The sequence below is a fragment of the Cupriavidus sp. IK-TO18 genome, from assembly GCF_015549295.1.
Taxonomy (GTDB): domain Bacteria; phylum Pseudomonadota; class Gammaproteobacteria; order Burkholderiales; family Burkholderiaceae; genus Cupriavidus; species Cupriavidus oxalaticus_A.
Map to the genome: position 1 here is coordinate 108,112 of NZ_JADGMP010000026.1, position 23,126 is coordinate 131,237.

Annotated in this window: 23 protein-coding genes; 6 read left to right on the forward strand and 17 right to left on the reverse strand. The window is 67.2% G+C overall.

Annotated elements, in window-relative coordinates; genetic code table 11:
- Positions 1-5 precede the first annotated feature (5 nt).
- Genes IPF36_RS19055 through IPF36_RS19065 form a run of 3 tightly spaced genes read right to left on the reverse strand, consistent with a single transcriptional unit; the run spans position 6 to position 3,540 of the window.
- Positions 6-2,231: a bifunctional (p)ppGpp synthetase/guanosine-3',5'-bis(diphosphate) 3'-pyrophosphohydrolase gene (locus tag IPF36_RS19055; RefSeq protein ID WP_195429552.1), complete on the reverse strand. Its 2,226-nt coding sequence runs from the start codon at positions 2,229-2,231 to the stop codon at positions 6-8.
- 15 nt (positions 2,232-2,246) lie between these two features.
- Positions 2,247-2,609, reverse strand: a complete 363-nt coding sequence (locus tag IPF36_RS19060; RefSeq protein WP_135704988.1) for a RidA family protein — start codon at positions 2,607-2,609, stop codon at positions 2,247-2,249.
- Between the two features lie 52 nt (positions 2,610-2,661).
- Entirely contained in the window at positions 2,662-3,540 is an 879-nt protein-coding gene (locus IPF36_RS19065) for an alpha/beta fold hydrolase (RefSeq protein WP_195429554.1), read from the reverse strand.
- Between the two features lie 229 nt (positions 3,541-3,769).
- On the opposite strand from IPF36_RS19065, the gene IPF36_RS19070 reads away from it, so the two are divergent.
- Both IPF36_RS19070 and IPF36_RS19075 read left to right on the forward strand, forming a co-directional pair.
- Positions 3,770-4,546 (forward strand): 3-hydroxybutyrate dehydrogenase, encoded by a 777-nt coding sequence (locus IPF36_RS19070; RefSeq protein WP_133097448.1) that lies wholly within the window; start codon positions 3,770-3,772, stop codon positions 4,544-4,546.
- Positions 4,547-4,555: 9 nt separating this feature from the next.
- Positions 4,556-5,044: a DUF411 domain-containing protein gene (locus tag IPF36_RS19075; protein WP_135704987.1), complete on the forward strand. Its 489-nt coding sequence runs from the start codon at positions 4,556-4,558 to the stop codon at positions 5,042-5,044.
- A 51-nt stretch (positions 5,045-5,095) separates the two neighbouring features.
- On the opposite strand, the gene IPF36_RS19080 is transcribed toward IPF36_RS19075, so the two are convergent.
- The 3 genes from IPF36_RS19080 to IPF36_RS19090 all read right to left on the reverse strand — a co-directional run bounded on the left by IPF36_RS19080 (position 5,096) and on the right by IPF36_RS19090 (position 7,027).
- Positions 5,096-5,476 (reverse strand): putative zinc-binding protein, encoded by a 381-nt coding sequence (locus IPF36_RS19080; RefSeq protein ID WP_133097450.1) that lies wholly within the window; start codon positions 5,474-5,476, stop codon positions 5,096-5,098.
- 199 nt (positions 5,477-5,675) lie between these two features.
- Entirely contained in the window at positions 5,676-6,314 is a 639-nt protein-coding gene (locus IPF36_RS19085) for a CoA transferase subunit B (protein WP_133097451.1), read from the reverse strand.
- A gap of 11 nt (positions 6,315-6,325) precedes the next feature.
- Positions 6,326-7,027, reverse strand: a complete 702-nt coding sequence (locus IPF36_RS19090) for a CoA transferase subunit A (protein WP_063238512.1) — start codon at positions 7,025-7,027, stop codon at positions 6,326-6,328.
- Positions 7,028-7,216: 189 nt separating this feature from the next.
- Here IPF36_RS19090 and IPF36_RS19095 point away from each other — a divergent pair, with 189 nt between their 5' ends.
- On the forward strand, positions 7,217-7,762 hold the full coding sequence (locus IPF36_RS19095) for a PAS and helix-turn-helix domain-containing protein (protein ID WP_133097452.1): 546 nt from the start codon (positions 7,217-7,219) through the stop codon (positions 7,760-7,762).
- A 3-nt stretch (positions 7,763-7,765) separates the two neighbouring features.
- Here IPF36_RS19095 and IPF36_RS19100 read toward each other — a convergent pair whose 3' ends face one another.
- The 5 genes from IPF36_RS19100 to IPF36_RS19120 form a co-directional block, all read right to left on the reverse strand.
- Positions 7,766-8,167 (reverse strand): thioesterase family protein, encoded by a 402-nt coding sequence (locus IPF36_RS19100; protein WP_133097453.1) that lies wholly within the window; start codon positions 8,165-8,167, stop codon positions 7,766-7,768.
- A gap of 52 nt (positions 8,168-8,219) precedes the next feature.
- Complete coding sequence (locus IPF36_RS19105) at positions 8,220-9,248, reverse strand: DctP family TRAP transporter solute-binding subunit (RefSeq protein WP_135704986.1); 1,029 nt, start codon at positions 9,246-9,248, stop codon at positions 8,220-8,222.
- Positions 9,249-9,309: 61 nt separating this feature from the next.
- The gene (locus IPF36_RS19110; protein ID WP_195429556.1) at positions 9,310-10,614 is read right to left on the reverse strand and encodes a TRAP transporter large permease; all 1,305 of its coding nucleotides are present in this window, start codon (positions 10,612-10,614) and stop codon (positions 9,310-9,312) included.
- Entirely contained in the window at positions 10,611-11,213 is a 603-nt protein-coding gene (locus IPF36_RS19115; protein ID WP_133097455.1) for a TRAP transporter small permease, read from the reverse strand. The genes IPF36_RS19110 and IPF36_RS19115 overlap by 4 nt, the downstream gene beginning before the upstream one ends.
- Positions 11,214-11,482: 269 nt before the next feature.
- Positions 11,483-12,268, reverse strand: a complete 786-nt coding sequence (locus tag IPF36_RS19120; protein WP_133097456.1) for an SDR family oxidoreductase — start codon at positions 12,266-12,268, stop codon at positions 11,483-11,485.
- A gap of 302 nt (positions 12,269-12,570) precedes the next feature.
- Here IPF36_RS19120 and IPF36_RS19125 point away from each other — a divergent pair, with 302 nt between their 5' ends.
- Positions 12,571-14,259 carry an electron transfer flavoprotein-ubiquinone oxidoreductase gene (locus IPF36_RS19125; protein ID WP_133097457.1) on the forward strand — a complete coding sequence of 563 codons (1,689 nt, stop codon included), beginning with the start codon at positions 12,571-12,573 and terminating at the stop codon, positions 14,257-14,259.
- An 82-nt stretch (positions 14,260-14,341) separates the two neighbouring features.
- Here the strand turns inward: IPF36_RS19125 and IPF36_RS19130 are convergent, their stop codons facing one another.
- Complete coding sequence (locus IPF36_RS19130; RefSeq protein WP_135704984.1) at positions 14,342-15,253, reverse strand: flagellar brake protein; 912 nt, start codon at positions 15,251-15,253, stop codon at positions 14,342-14,344.
- Between the two features lie 244 nt (positions 15,254-15,497).
- Here IPF36_RS19130 and IPF36_RS19135 point away from each other — a divergent pair, with 244 nt between their 5' ends.
- Together IPF36_RS19135 and IPF36_RS19140 are read left to right on the forward strand one after the other, a co-directional pair.
- On the forward strand, positions 15,498-16,208 hold the full coding sequence (locus tag IPF36_RS19135) for a FadR/GntR family transcriptional regulator (RefSeq protein ID WP_195429558.1): 711 nt from the start codon (positions 15,498-15,500) through the stop codon (positions 16,206-16,208).
- Between the two features lie 55 nt (positions 16,209-16,263).
- A complete protein-coding gene (locus IPF36_RS19140; RefSeq protein ID WP_195429560.1) occupies positions 16,264-17,370 on the forward strand; it encodes an NAD(P)/FAD-dependent oxidoreductase in 1,107 nt (368 codons plus the stop codon).
- Here the strand turns inward: IPF36_RS19140 and IPF36_RS19145 are convergent.
- From IPF36_RS19145 to IPF36_RS19165, 5 genes are all read right to left on the reverse strand, one after another.
- Positions 17,292-18,575, reverse strand: coding sequence for an MFS transporter (locus IPF36_RS19145; RefSeq protein ID WP_195429562.1), 1,284 nt, complete (start codon positions 18,573-18,575; stop codon positions 17,292-17,294). The two genes, IPF36_RS19140 and IPF36_RS19145, sit on opposite strands and share 79 nt — an antisense overlap.
- Before the next feature lie 10 nt (positions 18,576-18,585).
- Positions 18,586-19,695, reverse strand: a complete 1,110-nt coding sequence (gene aroC, locus IPF36_RS19150; protein ID WP_195429573.1) for a chorismate synthase — start codon at positions 19,693-19,695, stop codon at positions 18,586-18,588.
- A gap of 74 nt (positions 19,696-19,769) precedes the next feature.
- Positions 19,770-20,492, reverse strand: coding sequence for a glutathione S-transferase C-terminal domain-containing protein (locus IPF36_RS19155; RefSeq protein ID WP_135704979.1), 723 nt, complete (start codon positions 20,490-20,492; stop codon positions 19,770-19,772).
- 33 nt (positions 20,493-20,525) lie between these two features.
- On the reverse strand, positions 20,526-22,424 hold the full coding sequence (locus IPF36_RS19160; protein WP_195429575.1) for an MFS transporter: 1,899 nt from the start codon (positions 22,422-22,424) through the stop codon (positions 20,526-20,528).
- A 184-nt stretch (positions 22,425-22,608) separates the two neighbouring features.
- Positions 22,609-23,052 carry a CBS domain-containing protein gene (locus IPF36_RS19165; protein WP_133097465.1) on the reverse strand — a complete coding sequence of 148 codons (444 nt, stop codon included), beginning with the start codon at positions 23,050-23,052 and terminating at the stop codon, positions 22,609-22,611.
- Positions 23,053-23,126: the final 74 nt, after the last annotated feature.

Consider the following 23,126-nt stretch of genomic DNA (forward strand, 5'->3'; position numbering starts at 1 on the left):
TAGCATCACTTTCTTTTTGCCTGCAATACCCCCTGCACCTCTTCGATCAGCGACAGCGCGCGCTGCAACTGCGTGGCCTCCGATACCTCCGCGGTGAACTGCATGCGTGCCACGCCCTTGCTCGACAACGTCTTTACGCCGGTGACGTTGATCTTCTCGCGCGACAGCACTTCCGAGATATCGCGCAGCAGCCCTTGCCGGTCGATGGCTTCGACATGGATGTCGACCGGATAGACCGCGGCATGGCTCTTCTTGCCCCACTCGGTCTGGATGACCCGCTCCGGCGCGCGCGCCGACAGCTGCTGGAAGGTATGGCAGTTGCGCCGATGGATCGACACCCCGCGTCCGCGCGTGACAAAGCCGACGATATCGTCCGGCGGCGCCGGCTTGCAGCAGCGCGACATCTGCGTCATCAGCGAATCCACGCCCACCACCAGCACGCCGCTCTTGGCGCCGCGCGCCACGCTGGTGGCGCGGCTCTTCTTGGTGACGGCGTCTTCCTCGCTGAGCGGTGCCTGGATTTCGCCTTCCGGGTGGCGCAGCGCATGCTCGACATGGCGCAGGCTGAACTCGTCCTTGGCCACCGCGGCGAACAGGTCGTCGGGCGTCTTGAAGTTCAGCCGCGCGGCCAGATCTTCCAGCTTGACCGCGGTCTTGCCCTCGCGCTGCAGGGTCTTGTCGATCAGCGCGCGGCCCTGCGCGATGGTCTCCTGCGAATCGAGCGCGTTGAACCACGCCCGCACCTTGGCGCGCGCACGGCTGCTGGCCAGGTAGCCAAGCTCCGCATTGAGCCAGTCGCGCGACGGCCCGCCCTGCTTGACCGCGATGATCTCGACGGTCTGGCCGTTCTTCAGCGTGGTATTCAGCGGCACCATGGTGCCGTCCACGCGCGCGCCGCGGCAGCGGTGGCCGAGGTCGCTGTGCAGGTAATAGGCAAAGTCCAGCGGCGTGGCGCCCTGCGGCAGCGCCACCACGCGCGCCTGCGGCGTCAGCACATAGATGTGGTCGTCGATCGCCGCGTGCTTGATCTGCTCCCACTCGTCATGCGCCACGCTGTGGTCGGCATCGTCCTTCCATGCCAGCAGCTGGCGCAGCCAGGCGATCTTCTCGTCGTAGCGTTCGCTGGCGGAGAACTGCCCACCGTAGCCCTTGCTGCCCGCTTCCTTGTAGCGCCAGTGGGCCGCGACGCCGTATTCGGCGAAGTGGTGCATCTCGTGCGTGCGGATCTGCACCTCGAAGGCGCGGCCGTCATCGCCGATCACCACCGTGTGCAGCGACTTGTAGCCGTTGGCCTTGGGCCGCGAGATGTAGTCGTCGAACTCGCGCGGGATCGGCTGCCAGATATGGTGGACGATACCCAGCACCGTATAGCAGTCCTTGATATCGTCGACGATCACGCGGAAGGCGCGCACATCGTACAGGTCGGCAAAATCCAGCTCCTTGCCGCGCATCTTCTTCCAGATGCTGTAGATGTGCTTGGGCCGGCCGCTCACTTCGGCACGGATGCCCGCGGCCGTCAGCTCGGACTGCAGCCGCGCGATGGCGCCGGCGATATAGCCTTCGCGCTCGATGCGCTTTTCGTCCAGCAGCCTGGCGATGCGCTTGTAGGTGTCGGGCTGCTCGAAGCGGAACGCCAGGTCTTCCAGCTCCCACTTCATCTGCCAGATACCGAGGCGGTTGGCCAGCGGCGCGTAGATGTCGAGCGTTTCGCGCGCCACGCCGGCGGTCGGCGTGTGCTTGGTCTCGGCCAGCCAGCGCAGCGTCTGCAGACGCGAGGCCAGCCGCACCAGCACCACGCGGATGTCCTGCGCGAATGCGAGCAGCATTTTGCGCAGCGCCTCGACCTGCTCGTGGCGCGCCTGCGCCTCGTTCTTCGACGGCGTGGCCGCTTCCACATCGGGGCGATTGCCGGCGATGGCACCGATGCGCAGCAGCTGCCGCACACCGTTGACCAGCCGCGCCACTTCTTCGCCGAAGCGAGGCTCGATCTCGGCTTCGGTGTCGGGCACGAATGCCGCCAGCCCGAACAGGCAGGCGGCCGCGCGCGCGGCATCGTCCACGCGCAGGCCATCGAGGATGCGCAGCATCCCCTCAGCGTGCGACTGCACCGTCTCGCCCGTAGGCAGCGCCACGCCGGCGCCGTGCTCGCGCACGTACGCCAGCGCACGGCCCACCAGTTCAGCATCCGGAATGCCTGCGATCCGGCCAGCCAGGTCGGTCGACGTCACCATGTCCCTACGCCTGCATCAGTTGAGCGCAGCGGTCACCACCACTTCGATCAGGTAATCGGGATTGGCCAGGCGGGCTTCCACCGTGGCGCGCGGGGGCGTGTTGCCTTGCGGCACCCAGGCGTCCCAGACCTCGTTCATCTCGCCGATCAGGTCGACGTTGGCGAGGAAGATCTGGCACGACAGGATGCGGGTCTTGTCGCTGCCGGCCTCGGCCAGCAGGCGGTCGATATGGCCGAGCACCTCGCGCGTCTGGCCGCGGATATCGGCCTTAGGGTCAACCTCGGGCACCTGCCCGGCCAGGTAGACCACGCCGTTGTAGACCGCATATTCGGACAAACGCTTGCCCACGTGGGCGCGCTTCAGTTCAAGGTTACTCATGACAATGCGTTGATCGATAAAAATACAGGTCCGCCGCGCGATGCGCGCCAACTCACCCGACAAAAAACTGCCGGGCGATCGCGATCTGCGCCGGATCGACAAAGGTTGGTGCATGCCCCACTTCAGGGACTTCCACCGAGCTCACATGCTTGCCGCGTGCCACCATCTCGGCGACGGTCTCGCGCAGCAGCAGGTCGGACTGCGCGCCGCGCACCACCAGCACCGAGGCTTCGATGGCCTCGAAGCTGCGCCACAGCGAGGCCTCGCCCGCCGCCACCGCTTCCGGCGTGGACTTGCGGAAGGGCACGGCCAGTTGCGGGTCGTAATGCAAGCCCCATTCCAGGCCGTCGCCGCCCTGCACCGGCTTCAGGATGGCGGCGTTCAGCTCGCGCCACTGCTCCGGCGTGTGGCGGCCGAACGACGCGCTGATGGTCTGCAGGTATGCCAGCCCTTCCTCAAAGGTCTTGAAGCGTACCGGCAGGCCCAGGTAGGCACCGATGCGCTCGACCGCCGACGGCGCGATCCTGGGGCCGACGTCGTTCAGCAGCAGCTTGCGCACCGGCGACTTGGGCAGCCCCGCCAGTCCCATGCCGATCAGCCCGCCCATCGAGGTGCCGAACCAGTCCACCCGCTCGACATTGAGCCGGGCGATCAGCGTGACCATGTCGGACACGTACTGCGGCACGATGTAGCTGTCCGGATTGGCCAGCCATTCCGAGCGGCCGCGCCCGACCACGTCGGGGCATACCACGCGATAGTCGCCGCACAGCGCGCTGGCGACGGCATCGAAGTCGCGGCCGGTGCGCGTCAGCCCGTGCGCGCATACCAGCACGCGCGGATTCGCGGGATCCCCCCATTCGTGGTAGGCCATGCGGTGCAAGCCCGCCGGACTGATGCACTGGACAAAACCGAGGCGCGGACTGGCAGACATCTGGACTCCCTGACGGACCCGGCCGGGACCGCGAAAAAGCGGCGCTGCCGGTGGTTGAGCAAAACTGGATTGTACGCCGCACCGGGTACAATGCCACAGCACACTGTCTGCGCCACCGCACGCGCCCGCGCGCCGATGCATGCCGGTGCGTGGCGGTGCCAGACCAGGCGGACCGGGCCACCCGGGCCGCCCTTTCCTTCCTGTGGAATCTCTCTCGACGGAGGCTTACATGCTCAAAGGCAAGACTGCTCTGGTGACTGGCTCGACCAGCGGCATCGGGCTCGGCATCGCAAAGGCACTGGCGGCCCAGGGCGCCAACATCATCGTCAATGGCTTTGGTGACGCGGACGCCGCAAAGAACGAGATCGCGCAGGCCGGCCAGGGCATCCAGGTCGGCTACCACGGCGCGGACATGAGCAAGGCGTCAGAGATCGAGGACATGATGCGCTATGCGCAGGCCGACTTCGGCGGCGCCGACATCCTGGTCAACAACGCCGGCATCCAGCACGTCGCCCCCATCGAGGACTTTCCCACCGAGCGCTGGGACGCCATCATCGCCATCAACCTGACCTCGGCCTTCCACACCACGCGCCTGGCGCTGCCCGGCATGCGCCAGAAGAACTGGGGCCGCATCATCAACGTGGCGTCGACGCACGGGCTGGTCGCGTCGGCACAGAAATCGGCCTACGTGGCTGCCAAGCACGGCATCGTTGGCTTCACCAAGGTGACCGCGCTGGAAACCGCGCAGACCGGCGTGACCGCCAACGCGATCTGCCCGGGCTGGGTGCTGACCCCGCTGGTGCAGAAGCAGGTCGAAGCCCGCGCGCAGAAGGAAGGCATCCCGGTCGAGCAGGCCAAGCGCGAGCTGGTGCTGGAGAAGCAGCCCTCGGGCGAGTTCGTGACGCCCGACGAGCTGGGCGCGCTGGCAGTGTTCCTGTCGTCCGACGCGGCACGCCAGGTTCGCGGCGCGATCTGGAACATGGATGGCGGCTGGGTGGCGCAGTAAGGATCTACGATGCAACGACGACGTTTTCTCGGCACCCTGGGCGCGCTGGCGCTCGGCACGATCGCGGTGGGCGCGCTGGGGCCTGCGGCCGATGCCTTCGCGCAGGCCAGGCCTCTTGCCATCGACGTCTACAAGAGCCCGCTGTGCGGCTGCTGCGAGGAATGGGTCAAGCACCTGCGCACCAATGGCTTCACGGTGACGGTGCATGATGTCGAGGATACCGGCGATTACCGCAAGCGCTTCGGCATGCCGGAGCGCTTCGGCTCCTGCCATACCGGCTACATCGGCGGCTACGCGATCGAGGGGCATGTGCCGGCCGCCGATATCCGCAAGCTGCTGGCCGCCAAACCCAAGGCAGTCGGGCTGGCGGTGCCGGGCATGCCGGTCGGCTCGCCGGGCATGGAACAGGGGCCGCGCAAGGATCCGTTCGACGTGCTGCTGGTCAAGGCCGACGGCGCGGCCTCGGTGTTCACCCGCTACAACAAGCCGGCGGCCTAAGGCGTCCGCCCCGCCGCCCTGCCGGATGCGCCGCCGCGCGTCCGGCCTTCCCTAAACCCCCGCAAGGCTTTCCAAAGCCGCTTCGACTTCCCGCCACACCGCCTCGGTCTCGCCCTCGGTGCATTCACCGTGCTGCCGCTTGACCGCCCCCAGCCGGTTCAGCACCAGGTGCTGGTCCGGCACCACGCCCACGTTTGCCAGGCAAGCCTGCACGCAAGCCAGCGGGCAGCCATCCAGCGCCAGGATCGGCCGGCCCGATTGCGCCACGCGCGTCAGCGCCGGCACGCCGCCGCCCACGCCGCTGATGCACGACATTTCGGCGCGGCCGCTGCGGTCCAGCCGCACCGCGCACGCATTGGCCAGTTGCGCCACGCTGGAGCAGCCAGAGCAGGCATACACCAGTGGCAGGGATCGGGTGGGAGAAGCCGGCATCGCGTACCTTCCGTCAGGACTTTGGTTGGCAGGACCACGCCTGCCGGGAAGCGGCCAGCATAGTGACTTGTGCGGCGGCGGGCCATTCGCCGATAGAGCTAGCCCGCACGGCCGATCGGCGTGGTCGGCAACACCAAATGAAAAAAGCCCTGTGGCGCAGTGCGCCACAGGGCCCGTCAGGCAATGGCCGAAGGCTTGCTTACAGCAACGGCGCCCCGGTCTTCGCCTGGATTTCCTCGCGGCTGACGCCCGGTGCGGTTTCGACCAGCTTCAGGCCTTCCGCAGTCACGTCCATCACGCCCAGGTCGGTGATGATGCGATTGACCACGCCCACGCCGGTCAGCGGCAGGTTGCACTGCTTCAGGATCTTGATGTCCTCGGTGCCGTCCTTCTTCTTGGCGGTGTGTTCCATCAGCACCACCACGCGGCCGACGCCGGCGACCAGGTCCATCGCGCCGCCCATGCCCTTGACCATCTTGCCCGGGATCATCCAGTTGGCCAGGTCGCCCTTCTCGCTGACCTGCATCGCGCCCAGGATGGCCAGGTCGATGTGGCCGCCGCGGATCATCGCGAAGGAATCGGCCGAGGAGAAGATCGACGAGCCCGGCAGCGTCGTCACGGTCTGCTTGCCGGCATTGATCATGTCGGCGTCGACTTCTTCCTCGGTCGGGAACGGGCCGATGCCGAGCAGGCCATTTTCCGACTGCAGCCACACTTCCATGCCCTCCGGCACCCAGTTGGCCACAAGCGTCGGCAGGCCGATGCCCAGGTTGACGTAGAAACCGTCCTGCAGCTCAGCCGCGGCGCGCGCGGCCATTTCGTCACGTGTCCATGCCATGATGCGTCTCCTTAGCTGGCCGCGCGCACGGTGCGCTGCTCGATGCGTTTTTCGGGATTGGTGTTCAGCACCAGGCGCTTCACGAAGATGCCGGCCAGGTGGATCTCGTCCGGGTCCAGCTCACCGGTCTCGACGATATGCTCGACCTCGGCAATGGTGACCTTGCCCGCCATCGCGCACATCGGGTTGAAGTTGCGCGCGGTGCGGCGGAACACCAGGTTGCCGGCCTTGTCGGCCTTGTATGCCTTGACCAGCGCCACGTCAGCCGTCAGCGAACGCTCCATCACGTACGTCTCGCCATCGAATTCGCGGACTTCCTTGCCTTCGGCGACGATGGTGCCGACACCGGTCTTGGTGAAGAAGGCCGGGATACCCGAGCCGCCGGCGCGCAGCTTCTCGGCGAGCGTGCCCTGCGGGGTGAATTCGAGTTCGAGTTCGCCCGCCAAGTACTGGCGCTCGAACTCCTTGTTCTCGCCCACATAGGACGAGATCATCTTCTTGATCTGGCGCGTGGCCAGCAACTGGCCCAGGCCGAAGCCGTCGACGCCGGCATTGTTGGAGATGCAGGTGAGCTGCTTGACGCCGCTGTCGCGCAGCGCGGCGATCAGCGCCTCGGGGATGCCGCACAGGCCGAAACCGCCAACGGCGATCGTCTGGCCGTCGCGGACGACGCCTGCAAGCGCTTCTGCGGCGCTGGCGTAGACCTTGTTCATGTTCGCTCCTTCCTCGGTAGTTCCTCGGGGTTCCGCTGTTGTGCTTCCGCCGCCCGCTTGTGCGGTGGGCGACGCAGGGAAATTGTAACGGTACAATCGGCGCAGTCGATGACGGGCGCCGTTTATCGTCCGACCGACAGCATACGCAAGCCCCGCCGGCTACGCCATTACGTAAAAATACATAAGTAGATGCCCGCCATCGACTACCAGACCGCTTTCCAGCTCGCCCCCGTGGGCCTGGTGCTGTCACGCGAGCGCGTGATCGAGGACTGCAACGAGGAAGTCTGCCGGATTTTCGGCACCACGCGCGAGGCGCTGCTGGGCCAGTCGTTCCAGGTACTCTACCCTACCGCCGACGAGTTCGAGCGCACCGGCGCCCGCATCGCGCCGATCATGAACAAGCGCGGGATGTATTCGGACGAGCGCATCATGAAGCGCGCCGGCGGCGAACTGTTCTGGTGCCACGTCACCGGACGCGCGCTGGACCGCGCGCAGCCGCTGGGCGCGGGGATCTGGACCTTTGAAGACCTGTCGCAGAAGCGGCAGGTGACGGCCGAGCTGACCGCGCGCGAACGCGACATCGCGGCACAACTGGTGGAAGGCAAGACCAGCAAGCAAATCGGCAAGCTGCTGGCGATCAGCCCGCGCACCGTGGATATCTACCGGGCGCGGCTGATGAAGAAGTATGGGGCGAGTACGTCGGTGGACCTGGTGCAGCGGCTGGTGAACCACTGAGGGTTAGCCTTCGATAATCGCCCGGATCTCCGGCGGCACCGGCACCGATTTCTCCACCGCATAATCGCACCACACGACCTTCGCCCCGCCCTCCGCCCACACCACGTCAGGCAGATCGGTACGCCGGATCTCCATGCGCGTTTCGAAACTGGTGCGCCCCAGTTGCCCCGCATAAACGCGGCATTCGATATTGCCCGGATAGCGCAGCTGCTTCAGGAAGGTCATATGCGCATTGATGATGACCGGCCCCTGCCCTTGCGCATCCTTGCCGCCGCGCCCCAGCGACGCGAACCACTCGATGCGCGCCTGCTCCAGGTACTGGAAGTAGACGGTGTTGTTGACATGGCCCATCGCATCCATGTCGCCCCACCGGATCGGCATGACCACCGTATAAACGTGCTTCATCTCAGCCTCCAAAGCAACAGGCCCGCCAACGCTGGCGGGCCTGCTGCATGACTTAGCGCTTGGCGATCGCGCCTTCGGCCTTGGTCACCAGGTCGGTGCCGATCTGCTTCTTCCACTTGTCGTAGACCTTGGCGGTCGCCTTGCGGAAGGCGTCATGCTCGGCCGGCGTCAGGTGCGTGACCTTGACGCCATGGCCTTCCATTTCCTTCCAGGCGGGCGCACCGGCCTCGGCCAGGCCCTTGCGGGCCAGCGCGATTTCCTGCTTGCCGGCGTCGATGGCGGCCTGCTTGACGATCTCGCGGTCGGCCGGGGTCCAGCTTTCCCAGATCTGCTTGTTGACCACGAAGATCAGCGGGTCAGCCACGTAGCCCCAGGTGGTCACGAACTTCTGGCCGACCGTGTACAGCTTGGCGGCGGCGAACACCGATTGCGGGTTCTCCTGGCCATCGACCGCGCCCGAGGCCATCGCCGGCTGCGCGTCGGCCCAGCTCATCTGCGTCGGGTTCGCGCCCAGCGCGTTGAAGGTCTCGATGTACAGCGGCGAGCCCACCACGCGCAGCTTCAGGCCCTTGAGGTCGTCCGGCTTGCGCAGCTCGCGCTTGGAGTTCGACACCTCGCGGAAGCCGTTCTCGCCCCAGGCCAGCGGCACCACGCCGGCCTTCTCCAGCGTGGAGAAGATCGACTTGCCGACTTCGCCCTGCGTCAGCGCGTCCAGCGCCTTGTAGTCGGGCATCAGGAACGGCAGCGAGAACAGGTTCAGCTCCTTGACCTGCGGCGACCAGTTGATGGTCGAGCCGACCGCCATGTCGATCACGCCCTGGCGGATCGCCGAGAACTCGCGGGTCTGGTCGCCGGCCACCAGCGAAGTGCCGGGGTACAGCTTGATATTGATGCGGCCGTTGGTGCGCTGCCTGACCAGGTCGGCCCAGATCTCGCCGCCCTTGCCCCACGGGAAGGCCGGGCCGAGCACCAGCGACATCTTGTACTCGGACTTGTAGGTCTGGGCCATCGCGCCGGCGGGGGCGAAGGCGGAAGCGGCAATGGCGGCGGCCGTTGCAAGCATCAGGGCACGACGTTTCATTTCATCTCCTCTCGGGAATCGTCAGTTCTTGTTTGTGAATGCAAAATGAAGTCAACAGCGATCAATAGCCGAGGTACTCCGGCAGCCAGGTCGCCAGCGGCGGATAGGCCAGCACCATCAGCATGGCGATGAACATCGCCAGCAGCATCCATATCACCCAGGGCACGGTTTCTTCCATGCGCACGCGGGCGATCCGGCACGACACCATCAGGTTCACGGCCAGCGGCGGCGTGAACTGTCCGAGCGCCACCTTCAGCGTCAGCACCACGCCGAACCACACCGGGTTCCAGTGGAAGGCATTGGCGATCGGCAGCAGCAGCGGCACGAAGATCAGGAAGATCGAGATGCCGTCGAGGAACATGCCAACCGTCATCAGCAGCAGCACGATCAGCGCCAGCACGCCGTATTCGCCCAGCCCGGAGCTGGCGATCGCCTGCGCCAGCGGATCGATCACGCCGAGCGTCGACAGCGCATAGGCGAAGATGCCGGCCAGCGCGACCACCAGCAGGATCACCGCCGAGGTCTCGGCCGCTTCCTGGAAGATCGTGAACAAGTCGCGCATGCCGATGCTGCGGTACACCACCATGCCGACGAACAGGCCATAGACCACCGCCACCACCGCGGCTTCGGTCGGCGTGAACCAGCCCGCGCGCATGCCGCCGAGGATCAGGAACGGCGCCACCAGGCCCCACGCCGCTTCGCGCAGGCTCTTCCAGAACGGGGGGCGCGGCAGCGCGGCTTCGGCGGCGCCCATGTTGTGCTTGCGCGCCAGCCACACCGCCGGCACGATCAGCGCCACGCCGGCCAGCACGCCCGGGATCATGCCCGCGGCGAACAGCGCCGGCACTGAAGCGCCCGGCACCAGCACGCTGTAGATGATGAAGGCCACCGACGGCGGGATCAGGATGTCGGTCGCGGCCGCCGCGCCGACCACCGCGGCGCTGTACGAGCCGGGATAGCCCGCGCGCGACATCGCCGCGATCATCACGCCGCCGACCGCGGCCGCGTTGGCCGGGCCCGAACCGGAAATGCCGCCGAGGAACATCGCCACCAGGATCGCCACCAGCGGCAGCATGCCCGGTCCACGCCCGACCACGGCAATGGCGAAGGTCACCAGCCGCTGCGCCACGCCGGAACGGTCGAAGATCGACCCCACCAGCACGAACATCGGAATCGCCAGCAGCGGATACTTGGCCAGCCCCGCGTAGAAGTTCTGCGGCACGGCCAGCAGGCCGAACATCTGGGTGTCCAGGTTGGACAGGCCGATCGCGACCAGGCCACCCAGCCCCAGCGACACGCCGATGGGCACGCCCAGCAGCATCAGGCCGATAAAGACCACGAACAGGATGATGGCAACCAGCGTCATTGCAAACGCTCCTTCGCCACCCGGTTCTGTTCATGCAGCGCCTTGAGAGCACGCACGTTGCGCAACGCCAGGCCCAGCGCGCGCAGTGCGATGCCGGCCGACAGCACCGGCAGCCAGATCGAGTACCACCAGCTCGGCACGCCGATGCCGGGCGAGGTTTCGCCGAAGGTGTACTCATCCCACGTAATGCGCGCGCCCAGCACCGCCAGCGCGACGAACATTACAGCCACCGCCAGTGCCGACAGGATCGCCAGCCGGCGCTGGCGCGCCGCGCTGCCGCGCTCAAAGAAGAACTCGATGCGGATATTGCGATCGCGCGCCACCGCGGCGCTGCCGGCAACGAGCGCCAGCACGATCATCAGGAAGACCGAGAATTCCTCGGTCCAGGCAAACGACTCGTCGGTGAAATAGCGGACGACCACGTTGGCGAAGGTGATGCCGACCAGCAGCAGCATCACGATCACGCCAATCCAGTCCTCGAGGCGGGGTGAAACCCGGAATTCAGCGTCCTGCGCTTCGTCTGCCGCCCGCGGGATCACCGCGGAATCGACGACGTGTTGCGGCACGGCATTGCGCCGTGCCTCTTCTTGTTGCTCCATCTCCCCGGCCTCCGGTCCAGGGCCGCTTGGGCCAGGCGGCCACTGCGGCATTTTTTGCTTGTATGTAAAGACTTAGTCTAAAGACATGGCGGATTATGCCAAGACTGGCACACCGCGCATCAACTTTCTTTGATTGGAAACTGGAAGCCGCGCTCGAAAGCCCGCCCCAAGGGGACCGGATAAAGCCCTGGGGTGGCCAATGGTGGTGCTCCGCCGCACGCTTGTGGCGCGCGGGCGGCAAGCGGGCGGCGCGGCGCCGGCGGCCGGGCTCAGACCATGCCGTCGTCAGCGGTGATCACCGCGCCATTGATGAATTGCGACTGGTCGGAAGCCAGCAGCAACAGCAGGCCGTCGAGGTCGTCGGGCTTGCCCAGGCGCTTGCGCGGCAGCATCTGGATCAGTTTCTGGCCGGCGTCCGAGTCCCAGTGGTGGTGGTTGATCTCGGTATCGATATAGCCGGGACAGATCGCGTTGGTATTGATGCCGTGGCGCGCCCATTCCAGCGCCATGGCCTTGGTCATGTGCACCACCGACGCCTTGCTCATGCAATAGATGCCGATCTGCGACAGCACCTTCAGGCCCGCCACCGATGCGACATTGACGATGCGCGCCTGCGGCAGCGGGGTGCCGTTCTTTTCGGCGCCCTTGGCCCGCGCGATCATGCGCTTGGCGACTTCCTGCGCGACGAAGAAGGCGCCGCGCGTATTGGTGTCGAAGACGAAATCAAAATCGTCGGGCGTGACGTCGGTCAGCTTCTGCGTGGTCGACACGCCCGAATTGTTGACCAGGATGTCGATCGAGCCGGCTTCGGTTTCCGCATGCGCCACGGCGGCGCGGATGCTGTCTGGATCGGTGACGTCGAGTCGCACCACGTGCGCGCTGCCGCCCTCGGCCTCGATCGCCGCACGCAGTTCCTTGAGGCGCTCGGTGCGGCGCGAGGCCAGCACGACCTTGGCCCCGGCGGCGGCCAGCACCGTGGCAAAACGCGAGCCGAGCCCGCTCGATGCGCCGGTCACCAGCGCTACCTTGCCTTCCAGATTGATCGACAAACCCATGATGACCTCTTGTGCGGGCGCCCCTCCAGCCTCTTCGGGTGCGGAAGGCGGCATACCAGAAAAAAGAACGACCGTTCCAAAAAAATCCTTGCCTGTGGGTGGCGAGTCCCGGACAATGCCGGAGATTCTAAGAACTTGGCCTGCAAAGGGAAAGAGGGAAAACGAGCGATCCGGCCGGCTATCGGCCGCAAACAGCCGTCAAAATCCCTTCCGGTGCCCCGCCGGCTCAAGTTCGAGCAGAACGATCACCGCACTTCCCACAATTGCATAGCTAGCAGCAAAGAAATAGAGGGTTAGAGACAATGGATCAGCAACAGCTCCTGGAGCAGTTCGGCCCGCGTGAAGCCATGGAATACGACGTGGTCGTGGTCGGCGGCGGCCCCGCCGGCCTGGCCACGGCCATCCGCCTGAAGCAACTCGCGCAGGAGAAAGGCAGCGACGTCAACGTATGCGTGCTGGAAAAGGGTTCCGAGCCCGGCGCGCATATCCTGTCGGGCGCCATCATGGATCCGCGCGCCCTCAACGAGCTGATCCCGAACTGGCAGGAGCTGGGCGCGCCGCTGAACCAGCCGGTCAGTGAAGACAAGTTCCTGTTCCTGAACGAGTCGGGCTCCAAGGGCACGCCGCCGGCGCTGCTGCCGGAGTGCTTCCACAACCACGGCAACTACATCATCAGCCTGTCGAACTTCGTGCGCTGGCTGGGCCAGCAGGCCGAGGCGCTGGGCGTCGAGATCTTCCCGGGCTTCCCGGCCGCCGAGGTGCTGTACAACGAAGACGGCTCGGTCAAGGGCGTGGCTACCGGCAACATGGGCATCAACAAGGAAGGCGAGCCCACCGACAACTTCCAGCTCGGCATGGAGCTGCATGCCAAGTACACCATCTTCGCCGAAGGCTCGCGCGGCCACCTGGGCAAGCAGCTGATCGCCAAGTTCGGCCTGGACGCCGGCAAGGATCCGCAGAGCTACGGCATCGGCCTGAAGGAGCTGTGGGAGATCGACCCGGCCAAGCACAAGCCCGGCCTGGTGGTGCACACGGCCGGCTGGCCGCTGGACCCGGCCACCTACGGCGGCTCGTTCCTGTACCACATGGAAGACAACAAGGTCGCGGTCGGCTTTGTGGTCGGCCTGGACTACACCAACCCGTGGCTGTCGCCGTTCGAGGAATTCCAGCGCTTCAAGACGCACCCGGAAATCCGCCAGTACTTCGAAGGCGGCAAGCGCCTGTCGTACGGCGCGCGCGCCATCACCGCCGGCGGCCTGCTGTCGCTGCCCAAGACCGTGTTCCCGGGCGGCGCGCTGGTCGGCTGCGATGCCGGTTACCTGAACGCCTCGCGCATCAAGGGCAGCCATGCCGCGATCAAGACCGGCATGCTGGCCGCCGAGGCCGCCTATGACGCGCTGCAGGGCGGCCGCCAGCACGACGAGCTGACCGCCTACCCCGCCGCGTTCGAGCAGAGCTGGCTGTACAAGGAACTGCTGCAGGCCAAGAACTTCAAGCAGTGGTTCAAGAAGGGCCGCACCACCGCCACGCTGATGACCGGCATCGAGCAATGGCTGCTGCCCAAGCTGGGCATCCGCAACCCGCCCTGGACCATCCACCGCGTCAAGCCGGACCATGTGTACCTGAAGCCGGCGGCCGAGTGCGAGAAGATCGCCTACCCGAAGCCGGACGGCAAGCTGACCTTCGACCGCCTCAGCTCGGTGTTCATCAGCAACACCAACCACGAGGAAAACCAGCCGGCGCACCTGACGCTGAAGGACGCCAGCGTGCCGGTCAGCATCAACTGGGACAAATTCGCCGGCCCCGAGTCGCGCTACTGCCCGGCGGGTGTGTACGAGTTCGTGCAGGACGAGACCTCGGGCAAGGAACGGCTGCAGATCAACGCGCAGAACTGCGTGCACTGCAAGACCTGCGACATCAAGGACCCCACGCAGAATATCGTGTGGGTCACGCCGGAAGGCGGCGGCGGTCCGAACTACGTCGGCATGTAAGGCCCCCGGCGCGCAAGCGCCCGGCGCATGGAACGGCACCGGTTTCCCGGTGCCGTTTTTTTATTGGCGGGCTGCGCGCAGGCTACAGTGGCAGGCGCGTCGTGGATAGCAGCTGCTCGTAGATGTAGCACTGCAGCAGCGTCATCTCGCGCTCCGCCAGCAGGTCGAAAGCCACGCCGAAGGCAGGGAAATCGCCGTCGTCCTGTCCGGCCGCGCCTGGTGCCACCCTGACCCAGCCGTCGACGATGACTTCGCTGTCGAACGACGCGGCCCGGAGCTGGAAGCGCAGCCGCACGCGGCTGCCCGGCGCGGGCGACGGCGCGGTGGTCTGCACCAGCGCACCGCCGGTGCTGAGGTCGGACAGCAGCGCCAGCCGCGCCGTGCCCGCCCGCACCGCGACGGCCACGCCATGAACGCCGTCGTCGTCTTCCGGAGGCTCGGTCAGGTATGCCGCCAGCCGCGTCGGCACGCGCGCCGCCTTGCGGACCGGGGTCGCGTGCAAGTTGGTCGGCGCCGACAGCACCAGGTAGCGGAACGGGCTGCGGCAGACCGCGGTGATGGTCGAGGTAAAGCTGTGGATCGCCTGTCCGGAGAAGCCGCGCAGCAGCACGGTGTCGCCCGCCTGCAGCGCCAGGTCGCGCCCGCCCAGTTGCGGCCAGGTCACGAACAGCCCCTGCTCGATAAAGCCGATCAGGCGGCTGGCGGCGGCGCGTGCGGACTCGCCTTCATGCTTGATGTGGAGCAGCGTGCCGACCTGCAGGCCAACCGGCCCTGGCGCGGTGCGCATGCCGGTGTCGGCATCAGTATCGCCGCTGTCGTCGCTTTCGCTGCCATTACCCGCGCGGCAGAGCACGCCGTGCCGGAACACCAGGGCGAGGTCGCGCGCATCGGGAATGACGCTGCCGCTGCCGAGCACCAGGTTGCCGTCGCCGTCGAGCAGCGACCAGGGCAGCGGGTGTCCGACCGGAAGATCGTTGGGAGTGAGCTGGATCATGGCTGTTTGCAAAGGGCCCCGCGTTTGTCGCCGCGCGCGGAGCATGGCAAACCCACGGCGGAGGTGCCGGGCAGCATCCGCCACCTGTATCCGGATTCTATCGGCCGCGGGCCGCAGAAGTTAAGCAAATACCGGTGGGTCTAGGCCGCCATGTGTAGCACCGCCCATTGCGGAAAGCTTGACTCGCGACAACTTCGGTACCACAATCGCACAAAAGCTGTCTTACAGCCTGACATATCTGCCCATGACCCTGCACCGCCCGCCCTCGCTGGCCAGCCGTATCGCCCAGTCCTTGCACGACGACATCCTCGCCGGCCGCTACGCCGCGGGCGGACGCCTGCCCGCCGAAGCCACTCTGGCCGACACCTTCGGCGTAAGCCGGCCGATCGTGCGCGAAGCCATCGCCCAGCTCAAGGCCGACGGCGTGCTGGTCACGCGCAAGGGCTCTGGCGCCTTTGTTTCGGAAACCCCGGGCGGCCAGGCCTGGCGCGTGGCGAGCGCGCCGGACGGCGGGCCCACGCTGGCGCAGCTGTTCGAGTTGCGCCGCGTGGTCGAGACCGCCTGCGCCGAGATGGCGGCCGAGCGCCGCACCACGGCCGATGTCGACGCGATCCGTGCCGCGCTCGCAGCCATGCAGGCGCAGGCCGACGGCCATGGCGACATGGCCAGCGCGGCCGCCGCCGACATGGCTTTCCACCACGCCATCGCCGAGGCCGCACACAACCCCTGCTTCACCGGCCTGACCGATTTCGTCAGCCAGCAGATGCTGGCGGCACGCCAGCGCGCGTGGGAGAACACCGCGCGGCTCGGCGCCGCCACCGGCGCCCCGCGCGCCGCCGACACCGAGCACGCGGCGCTGGCCGACGCGATCGCCGCCGGCAATGCCCCGGCGGCGCGCGAGGCCGCGCAACGGCACCTGTCCGCGGCGGCCGCGCGGCTGGGCCTGGCGGGCTGAATCCCGCCACACGGCAACCAGCACTGCAACAAACCACAGCAACAAGGAAACGAGCATGGAAAAGGTGGACTGCGTCGTCATCGGCGCCGGTGTCGTAGGACTGGCAGCCGCGCGCGCCCTCGCGCTGCAGGGCCGCGAGGTGATCATCCTGGAAGCGGAAAACGCCTTCGGCACCATCACCAGCGCGCGCAACAGCGAAGTCATCCACGCCGGCATCTACTATCCCGCCGGTTCGCTGAAGGCAGACCTGTGCGTGCGCGGCAAGGCCATGCTGTACGACTACTGCGCCACGCACCACGTGGCGCACCAGCGCTGCGGCAAGCTGATCGTCGCCACCAGCGCGGCGCAGGTGGCGACGCTCGACGGCATCCGCACCAAGGCGGCGGCCAACGGCGTCGACGACCTGCGGCTGCTCTCGCGCGACGAAGCGCAGGCGCTGGAGCCGCAGCTGCAATGCCATGCCGCGCTGCTGTCGCCCTCCACCGGCATCGTCGACAGTCACGGCCTGATGACCGCGCTGCTGGGCGATGCCGAGAACGCCGGTGCGGTGCTGGCGGTGCAGTCGCCGGTGCTGGCCGGCGCGATCACGGCGGACGGGATTCGGCTGGAAGTGGGCAGCGAAGATGGGGGCGCCACCACGCTGCTGGCGCGCACGGTGGTGAACTCGGCCGGCCTGACCGCGCCGGAACTGGCGCGCCGCCTCGACGGCATGCCCGAAGCCCATATCCCGCCGCAGTACTACGCCAAGGGCTGCTATTTCACGCTGGCCGGACGCGCGCCGTTCTCACGGCTGATCTATCCGGTGCCCGAGGCCGCCGGCCTGGGCGTGCACCTGACGCTGGATCTCGGCGGCCAGGCGCGCTTCGGCCCCAACGTGCGCTGGATCGACGATATCGAGTACAGCGTAGACCCGGCCGATGCCGACAGTTTCTATGACGAGGTGCGCCGCTACTGGCCGGGACTGGCCGACGGCGCGCTGCAGCCGGGCTATGCCGGCATCCGCCCCAAGATCAGCGGCCCGCACGAGCTGGCGGCGGACTTCCGCATCGACGGCCCCGCCGTGCACGGCGTGCCGGGGCTGGTTCACCTGTTCGGCATCGAGTCGCCGGGGCTGACCTCGTCGCTGGCGATCGCCGAGCGCGTCTGCGCCGCGCTGGCCTGAGCCGCATCGCCGCCTGCCGCACCCTCCGCGCGGAAGCTCATCGCCGCGCAGAAGGCGCCGGCCGCCGCGGCCACGGCGGCCAGCCCGAAGGTGTGTTGGGGCGCCAGCGCATTCCAGGTCCAGCCCATCACCAGCCCGCCGAGCGTGCCGCCGACGCCGTAGGAAATGCCCGTGTACAGCGCCTGCCCGCGCCCCTGCAACGGGCCGGCGAACCATGCCTGCAGCCGCTTCAGGCTGGCGCTGTGGTGCGCGGCGAAGGTGGCCGCGTGCAACACCTGCACCAGCGCCATCAGCCAGGCAAACTGCGCGAAGTAGCCGGTCAGGCCGAAGCGGACCGCCGCCAGCACAAAGGTGCCAGCCAGGATGGTGCGCAGCGCGAAGCGCGCGAACAACAGGCCCTGGTAGTAGAAGAAGACGATCTCCGCGACCACGCCGATGGTCCACATCACGCCGATGGCGAACTTGCTGTAGCCAAGCTTCTCCAGCCACAGCGAATAGAACACGTATAGCGCGGCATGCGCGAACATCATCAGGAAGGCCGACGCCAGGAACCACGCCACGTCAGGCCGGCGCAGCAGCGGCAGCGCGCGCGGCGCGGGCATGCGCGGCCCTTCGTCGGCGGCATCGCGCATGGTCAGCACCACGCCCGCCAGGATCGCCAGCAGGCCGCTGGCCACCCACGGGAACGCACGCATGCCAACCGCCTCGAACAGCGCCCCGCCGGCCAGCACCGCGCCGATAAAGCCGACCGAGCCGAACATGCGGATGCGGCCGTAGCTATGATCGAAGGCGCCATGGCGGCGCAGCGTGGAGATGGTGAGGGCATCGCCCAGCGGCGACATCGCGCTGGTGAGCAGGCTCAGCGTCAGCATCATCGCCATCATGCCGCCGTAGCTGCCCACGCCGGGCAGCATCAGGAACGCCAGCAGCGAGGTGAACGCGCTCACGCGCAGGATGCGCACGCGCGTGTGCATCACGTCGGACAGCCAGCCCCACAGGTAGGGCCCGACGATGCGGCTGACCTGGAAGCTGGCCATCAGCACGCCGATCTGCACCGGGTTGAAGCCGCGATCGGCGAAATACAGGCTCACATACGGCGAGATGACGCCGACGTAGCCGTAGTAGCCGAGGTAGAAGAGCCCGAAGCGGGCATAGTCCGGGCGAGCGGCGCCCGTCGCGCCGCCAGCCCCACGGAAGGTGGCCAACTCAGCGCGATCAGCGCGTCTGGCCGGCCTGCGCCGGAATATGCGGCGTGTCGGTCCTGACGTCGCCGCACTGCGCGCGGTGGCGCAGGGCGTGGTCCATCAGCACCAGCGCCAGCATGGCCTCGGCGATCGGCGTGGCGCGGATGCCGACGCACGGGTCGTGGCGCCCGAAGGTCTCGACCGTGGCGGCGTTGCCGGCCTTGTCGATCGACTCGCGCGGCGTGCGGATCGAGGACGTCGGCTTGATCGCCAGCGACACGGTGACGTCCTGCCCGGTGGAAATGCCGCCCAGCACGCCGCCGGCATTGTTGGTGCGGAAGCCCTCGGCGGTCAGCTCGTCGCCATGCACGCTGCCGCGCTGCGACACGCTGTCGAAGCCGGCGCCGATCTCAACGCCCTTGACCGCGTTGATGCCCATCATCGCATGCGCGATGTCGGCGTCGAGGCGGTCGAACAGCGGCTCGCCCAGCCCGACCGGCACGTTGCTGGCCACCACCTCGATGCGCGCGCCGACCGAATCGCCGTCGCGGCGCAGCGCGTCCATATAGGTTTCCAGCTCAGGGATGATGTCGGCGTTGGGCGCGAAGAACGGGTTCTCGGGCACATGCGACCAGTTGGCGAACGGCACCGCGATCTCGCCCAGCTGTGACATGTAGCCCCGGATCTCGGTGCCGTACTTCTCGCGCAGCCACTTCTTGGCCACCGCCGCCGCGGCCACCACCGGCGCGGTCAGGCGCGCCGACGACCGGCCGCCGCCGCGATAGTCGCGGATGCCGTACTTCTGCCAGTAGGTGTAGTCGGCGTGGCCCGGGCGGAAGGTTTCGACGATATTGCCATAGTCCTTGCTGCGCTGGTCGGTGTTGCGGATCAGCAGGCAGATCGGCGTGCCGGTGGTCTTGCCCTCGAACACGCCGGACAGGATCTCGACCTGGTCGGGTTCCTTGCGCTGGGTGACGTGGCGCGAGGTGCCGGGCTTGCGGCGGTCCAGGTCGCCCTGGATATCGGCCTCGCTCAGCGCCATGCCCGGCGGGCAGCCATCCACCACCGCGCCGATGGCGGGGCCGTGCGATTCGCCGAAGGTGGTAACAGTGAAGAGCAGGCCAAGGGTGTTGCCGGACATGATGGAAACCGCACAGGAATTGGGGACGGCCTCCATTGTAAGGCCATTGCCCGCCCGCTGGCGGCCCGGCGGGCTCAGGCCGCCGCGGTTTCCGGTGCAAAGTCCGGGTAGAACTCCGCCCGCATCCGGTCCATGTAGGCGACCAGGTTGGCATGCCCTTCCGCCGCGGTGCGGATCGGCGTGTCGAACGTGGGGCACAGCAGGCTGCCGGCAAAGGCGAACAGCGTGGCGTCGGCGCCGCATGGCTTGTCGCCCATCAGGTAGCGCTTGTCGCCCAGGATATCGGCGATCGAGGTCACGCCCTTGCTGGCGAGCGCCACCAGTTCTTCCTCGCTGTGCCGGCCCAGCCCCTGCCCCCACAGCGTCTTCCTGACCTTGTAGCGCACCAGCCGCTCGGCCAGCCCGCGCACCGGTGCCGGCACGCCGCGGAAGAACTGCGCCGGGCCGCGCTCGAAATTGGCCTGGTCGAGCCAGCGCACCCGTGCCACCGCCCAGTACAGGTGGTCTTCCATCAGCTTCTCGGCGGCCCAGGCGATGCCGCGCTCGGCGGGGCTCAGGCCGGCGTCGAAATCGATGTGGTAAGTCTTCTCGATATGCCAGCGGATCAAGGTTGAATCCGCCACGATCCGGCCCATGTCATCGAGATACGGCAGCTTGCCCTTGGGCGCGCGCCGCAGGCTGCCGGGGCGGGCGTGGTATGGCAGGCCGGCAAGCTTGAGCAGCATTTCGGCCTTGGTGACAAACGGGCTGGCGTCAGGCAGCCCGAAGGCCGGGCCGAAGGTATAGAGCGTGATCATCGTGGGTCCGGGTCCGCGTGGGAGAACCTGCGTTCAGCGCCAGTCGCCGCGCAGGGCCTGCACCATCTGCTGCAGCCCCTCGGGCGTGGCCGCTTCCGGCGGCACCGGCTCGCCCACCACCAGTTCCAGCCGGTTCAGGATGCCGCGGCGGAACGGCCGCGACATCGCCGGCGCATCCTTGCGCGAGAAAAAGCTGCCCCACAGCCCGCGCAGCGCCATCGGCACCACCGGCACCGGCGTGCGGCGGATGATCTGCTGCACGCCCTGGCGGAACGGATTGATCTCGCCGTTGGCGGTGATCTTGCCCTCCGGGAAGATGCAGACCAGGTCGCCCTCCTCCAGCGCCTGCGCCACGCTGTCATACGCGCGCCTGAGCATGTCCGGGTGTTCGTGCGCGGGCGCGATCGGGATCGCGCGGGCCTGGCGGAAGAACCACGACAGCAGCGGCACGCTGAAGATGCGGTAGTCCATCACGAAGCGCACGGGACGCGGGCTGCATGCCATCAGCACCACCGCATCGGCGAAGCTGACATGGTTGCAGACCAGCACTGCGGGCCCATCGGCGGGAATGCGCTCGGCGTTCACGCGGCGCAGCCGGTACAGCGTATGCACCAGGATCCAGGCGATAAAGCGCAGCAGGAATTCCGGCACCAGCGAATAGATGTAGACCGCCACCACCGCGTTGAGCAGCCCTACCACCAGGTACAGCTGCGGGATGCTGTAGCCGGCGTTCGCCATCGCCACGCCCAGCAGCGAGGCCGCGATCATGAAGAAGCTGTTCAGGATGTTATTGGCGGCAATGATGCGCGCGCGGTGCGTGGGCGCGCTGCGGCTCTGGATCAGCGCGTACAGCGGCACGCTGTAGAAGCCGCCGAACATCGCTAGCAGGAACAGGTCGGCCAGCACGCGCCAGTGGCGCGCCTCGGCCAGGAAGCCGCCGATGCCGGTCAGCGCGGCCGGCGGCTGCCCCTGGCTGGCAAAGTACAGGTCGACGGCAAACACCGTCATGCCGATCGAGCCGAACGGCACCAGCCCGACCTCGACATGGCGCCCGGACAGCCGCTCGCACAGCAGCGAACCGGTGCCGATGCCCAGCGAGAACACCGCCAGCAGCAGCGTGACCACGTTCTGGTCGCCGCCCAGCACATCCTTGGCATAGCTGAAGAAGGAGGTCAGGAAGGTCGCGCCGAGGAACCACAGCCACGAAATCCCGAGCAGGCTCTGGAATACCGTGCGATTGCCGTGCGCCAGCACCAGGTTGCGCCAGGTCTCGGAAAACGGGTTCCAGTTGACGCGCAGTTCAGGCTGGGGCGCCGGCGACACCGGGATCCGGCCCGACACCACGCGCCCGGCCACGGCGATCGCCACGCACACGGCGCCGACATACAGCGGCCCCACCACCGTGCCGCCCTGCTGCAACCCCGCCAGCTCGCCGCCGACCAGCGTGCCGATCAGGATCGCGACGAAGGTGCCCATCTCGACCAGCCCGTTGCCGCCGACCAGCTCGCTTTCATCCAGGTGCTGCGGCAGGTAGGCAAACTTGACCGGCCCGAACAGCGTCGAATGCAGCCCCATCAGGAACGTGCCGGCGTAGAGCAGCGGCGCGCTATGCCAGGCAAAGCCGGCCAGCCCCAGCACCATGATGGCGATCTCCAGCGACTTGACCAGCCGGATCAGGCGCGACTTCTCGATCTTGTCGGCGACCTGCCCGCTGGTGGCGGAGAACAGCAGGAACGGCGCGATAAAGATGGCCGAGATCAGGAAGGCGGCACTGCGCGCGTCCACGCCCTCGAACAGCGCCGTGTGATAGGTCACCAGCGACGTGAAGGCGACCTTGAAGACGTTGTCGTTCATCGCCCCCAGGAACTGGGTCCAGAAGAACGGGGCGAAGCGGCGCGCGCCGAGCAGTCGGAACTGGCTGTGTTGGCTCATGGATGACCGGTCGGCCTGCTGGGGCCGCCGCGGAAATGGATACGCCGGCAAGTTTGCCGGAGCCGGAAACCGGCCGCCATCATGCCACCGCCACGCGGCCGCGCGGCGCCAGTCGCAACAATTTTCCGAAGGGGACTACGGGACAGGCTGCCCCGCCGCCGGCAGGGCGGGCGCAGCCGGGCGTTCAGGCCCGCTCTTCAGGCCAGTCGCGGATATAGGCCTTGAGCATCTTGTTCTCGAAGCTCTGGTCCTCGACCACCGCCTTGGCGACGTCATAGAAGGAAATCACGCCCATCAGCGTGCGGTTGTCGAGCACCGGCAGGTAGCGGGTGTGACGCTCAAGCATCATCCGGCGGACTTCGTTCACATCGGTTTCCATGGTGCAGGTCAGCGGCGCATCGTCCATCACCTTGCGGATGCTGCTGGTGCCAAGGGTGCCGCCGTTGCGGGCCAGAGTCTCGATGATTTCGCGGAAGGTCAGCATGCCGACCAGGTCGCCGTATTCCATCACCACCAGGGAGCCGATGTCGCGCTCGGCCATGGTGTTGACTGCGAGCAGCAAGGAGGTGTCAGGCGTCACGGTGTAGAGCGTATTGCCCTTGATCTGCAGGATGTCGCTGACTTTCATGTTGGTCTCCGCTGCCTTGTACTGAGCTGTGCTGATTTGCGCCGGCCACATCGCGGGGGCGATGCCGGTCACTT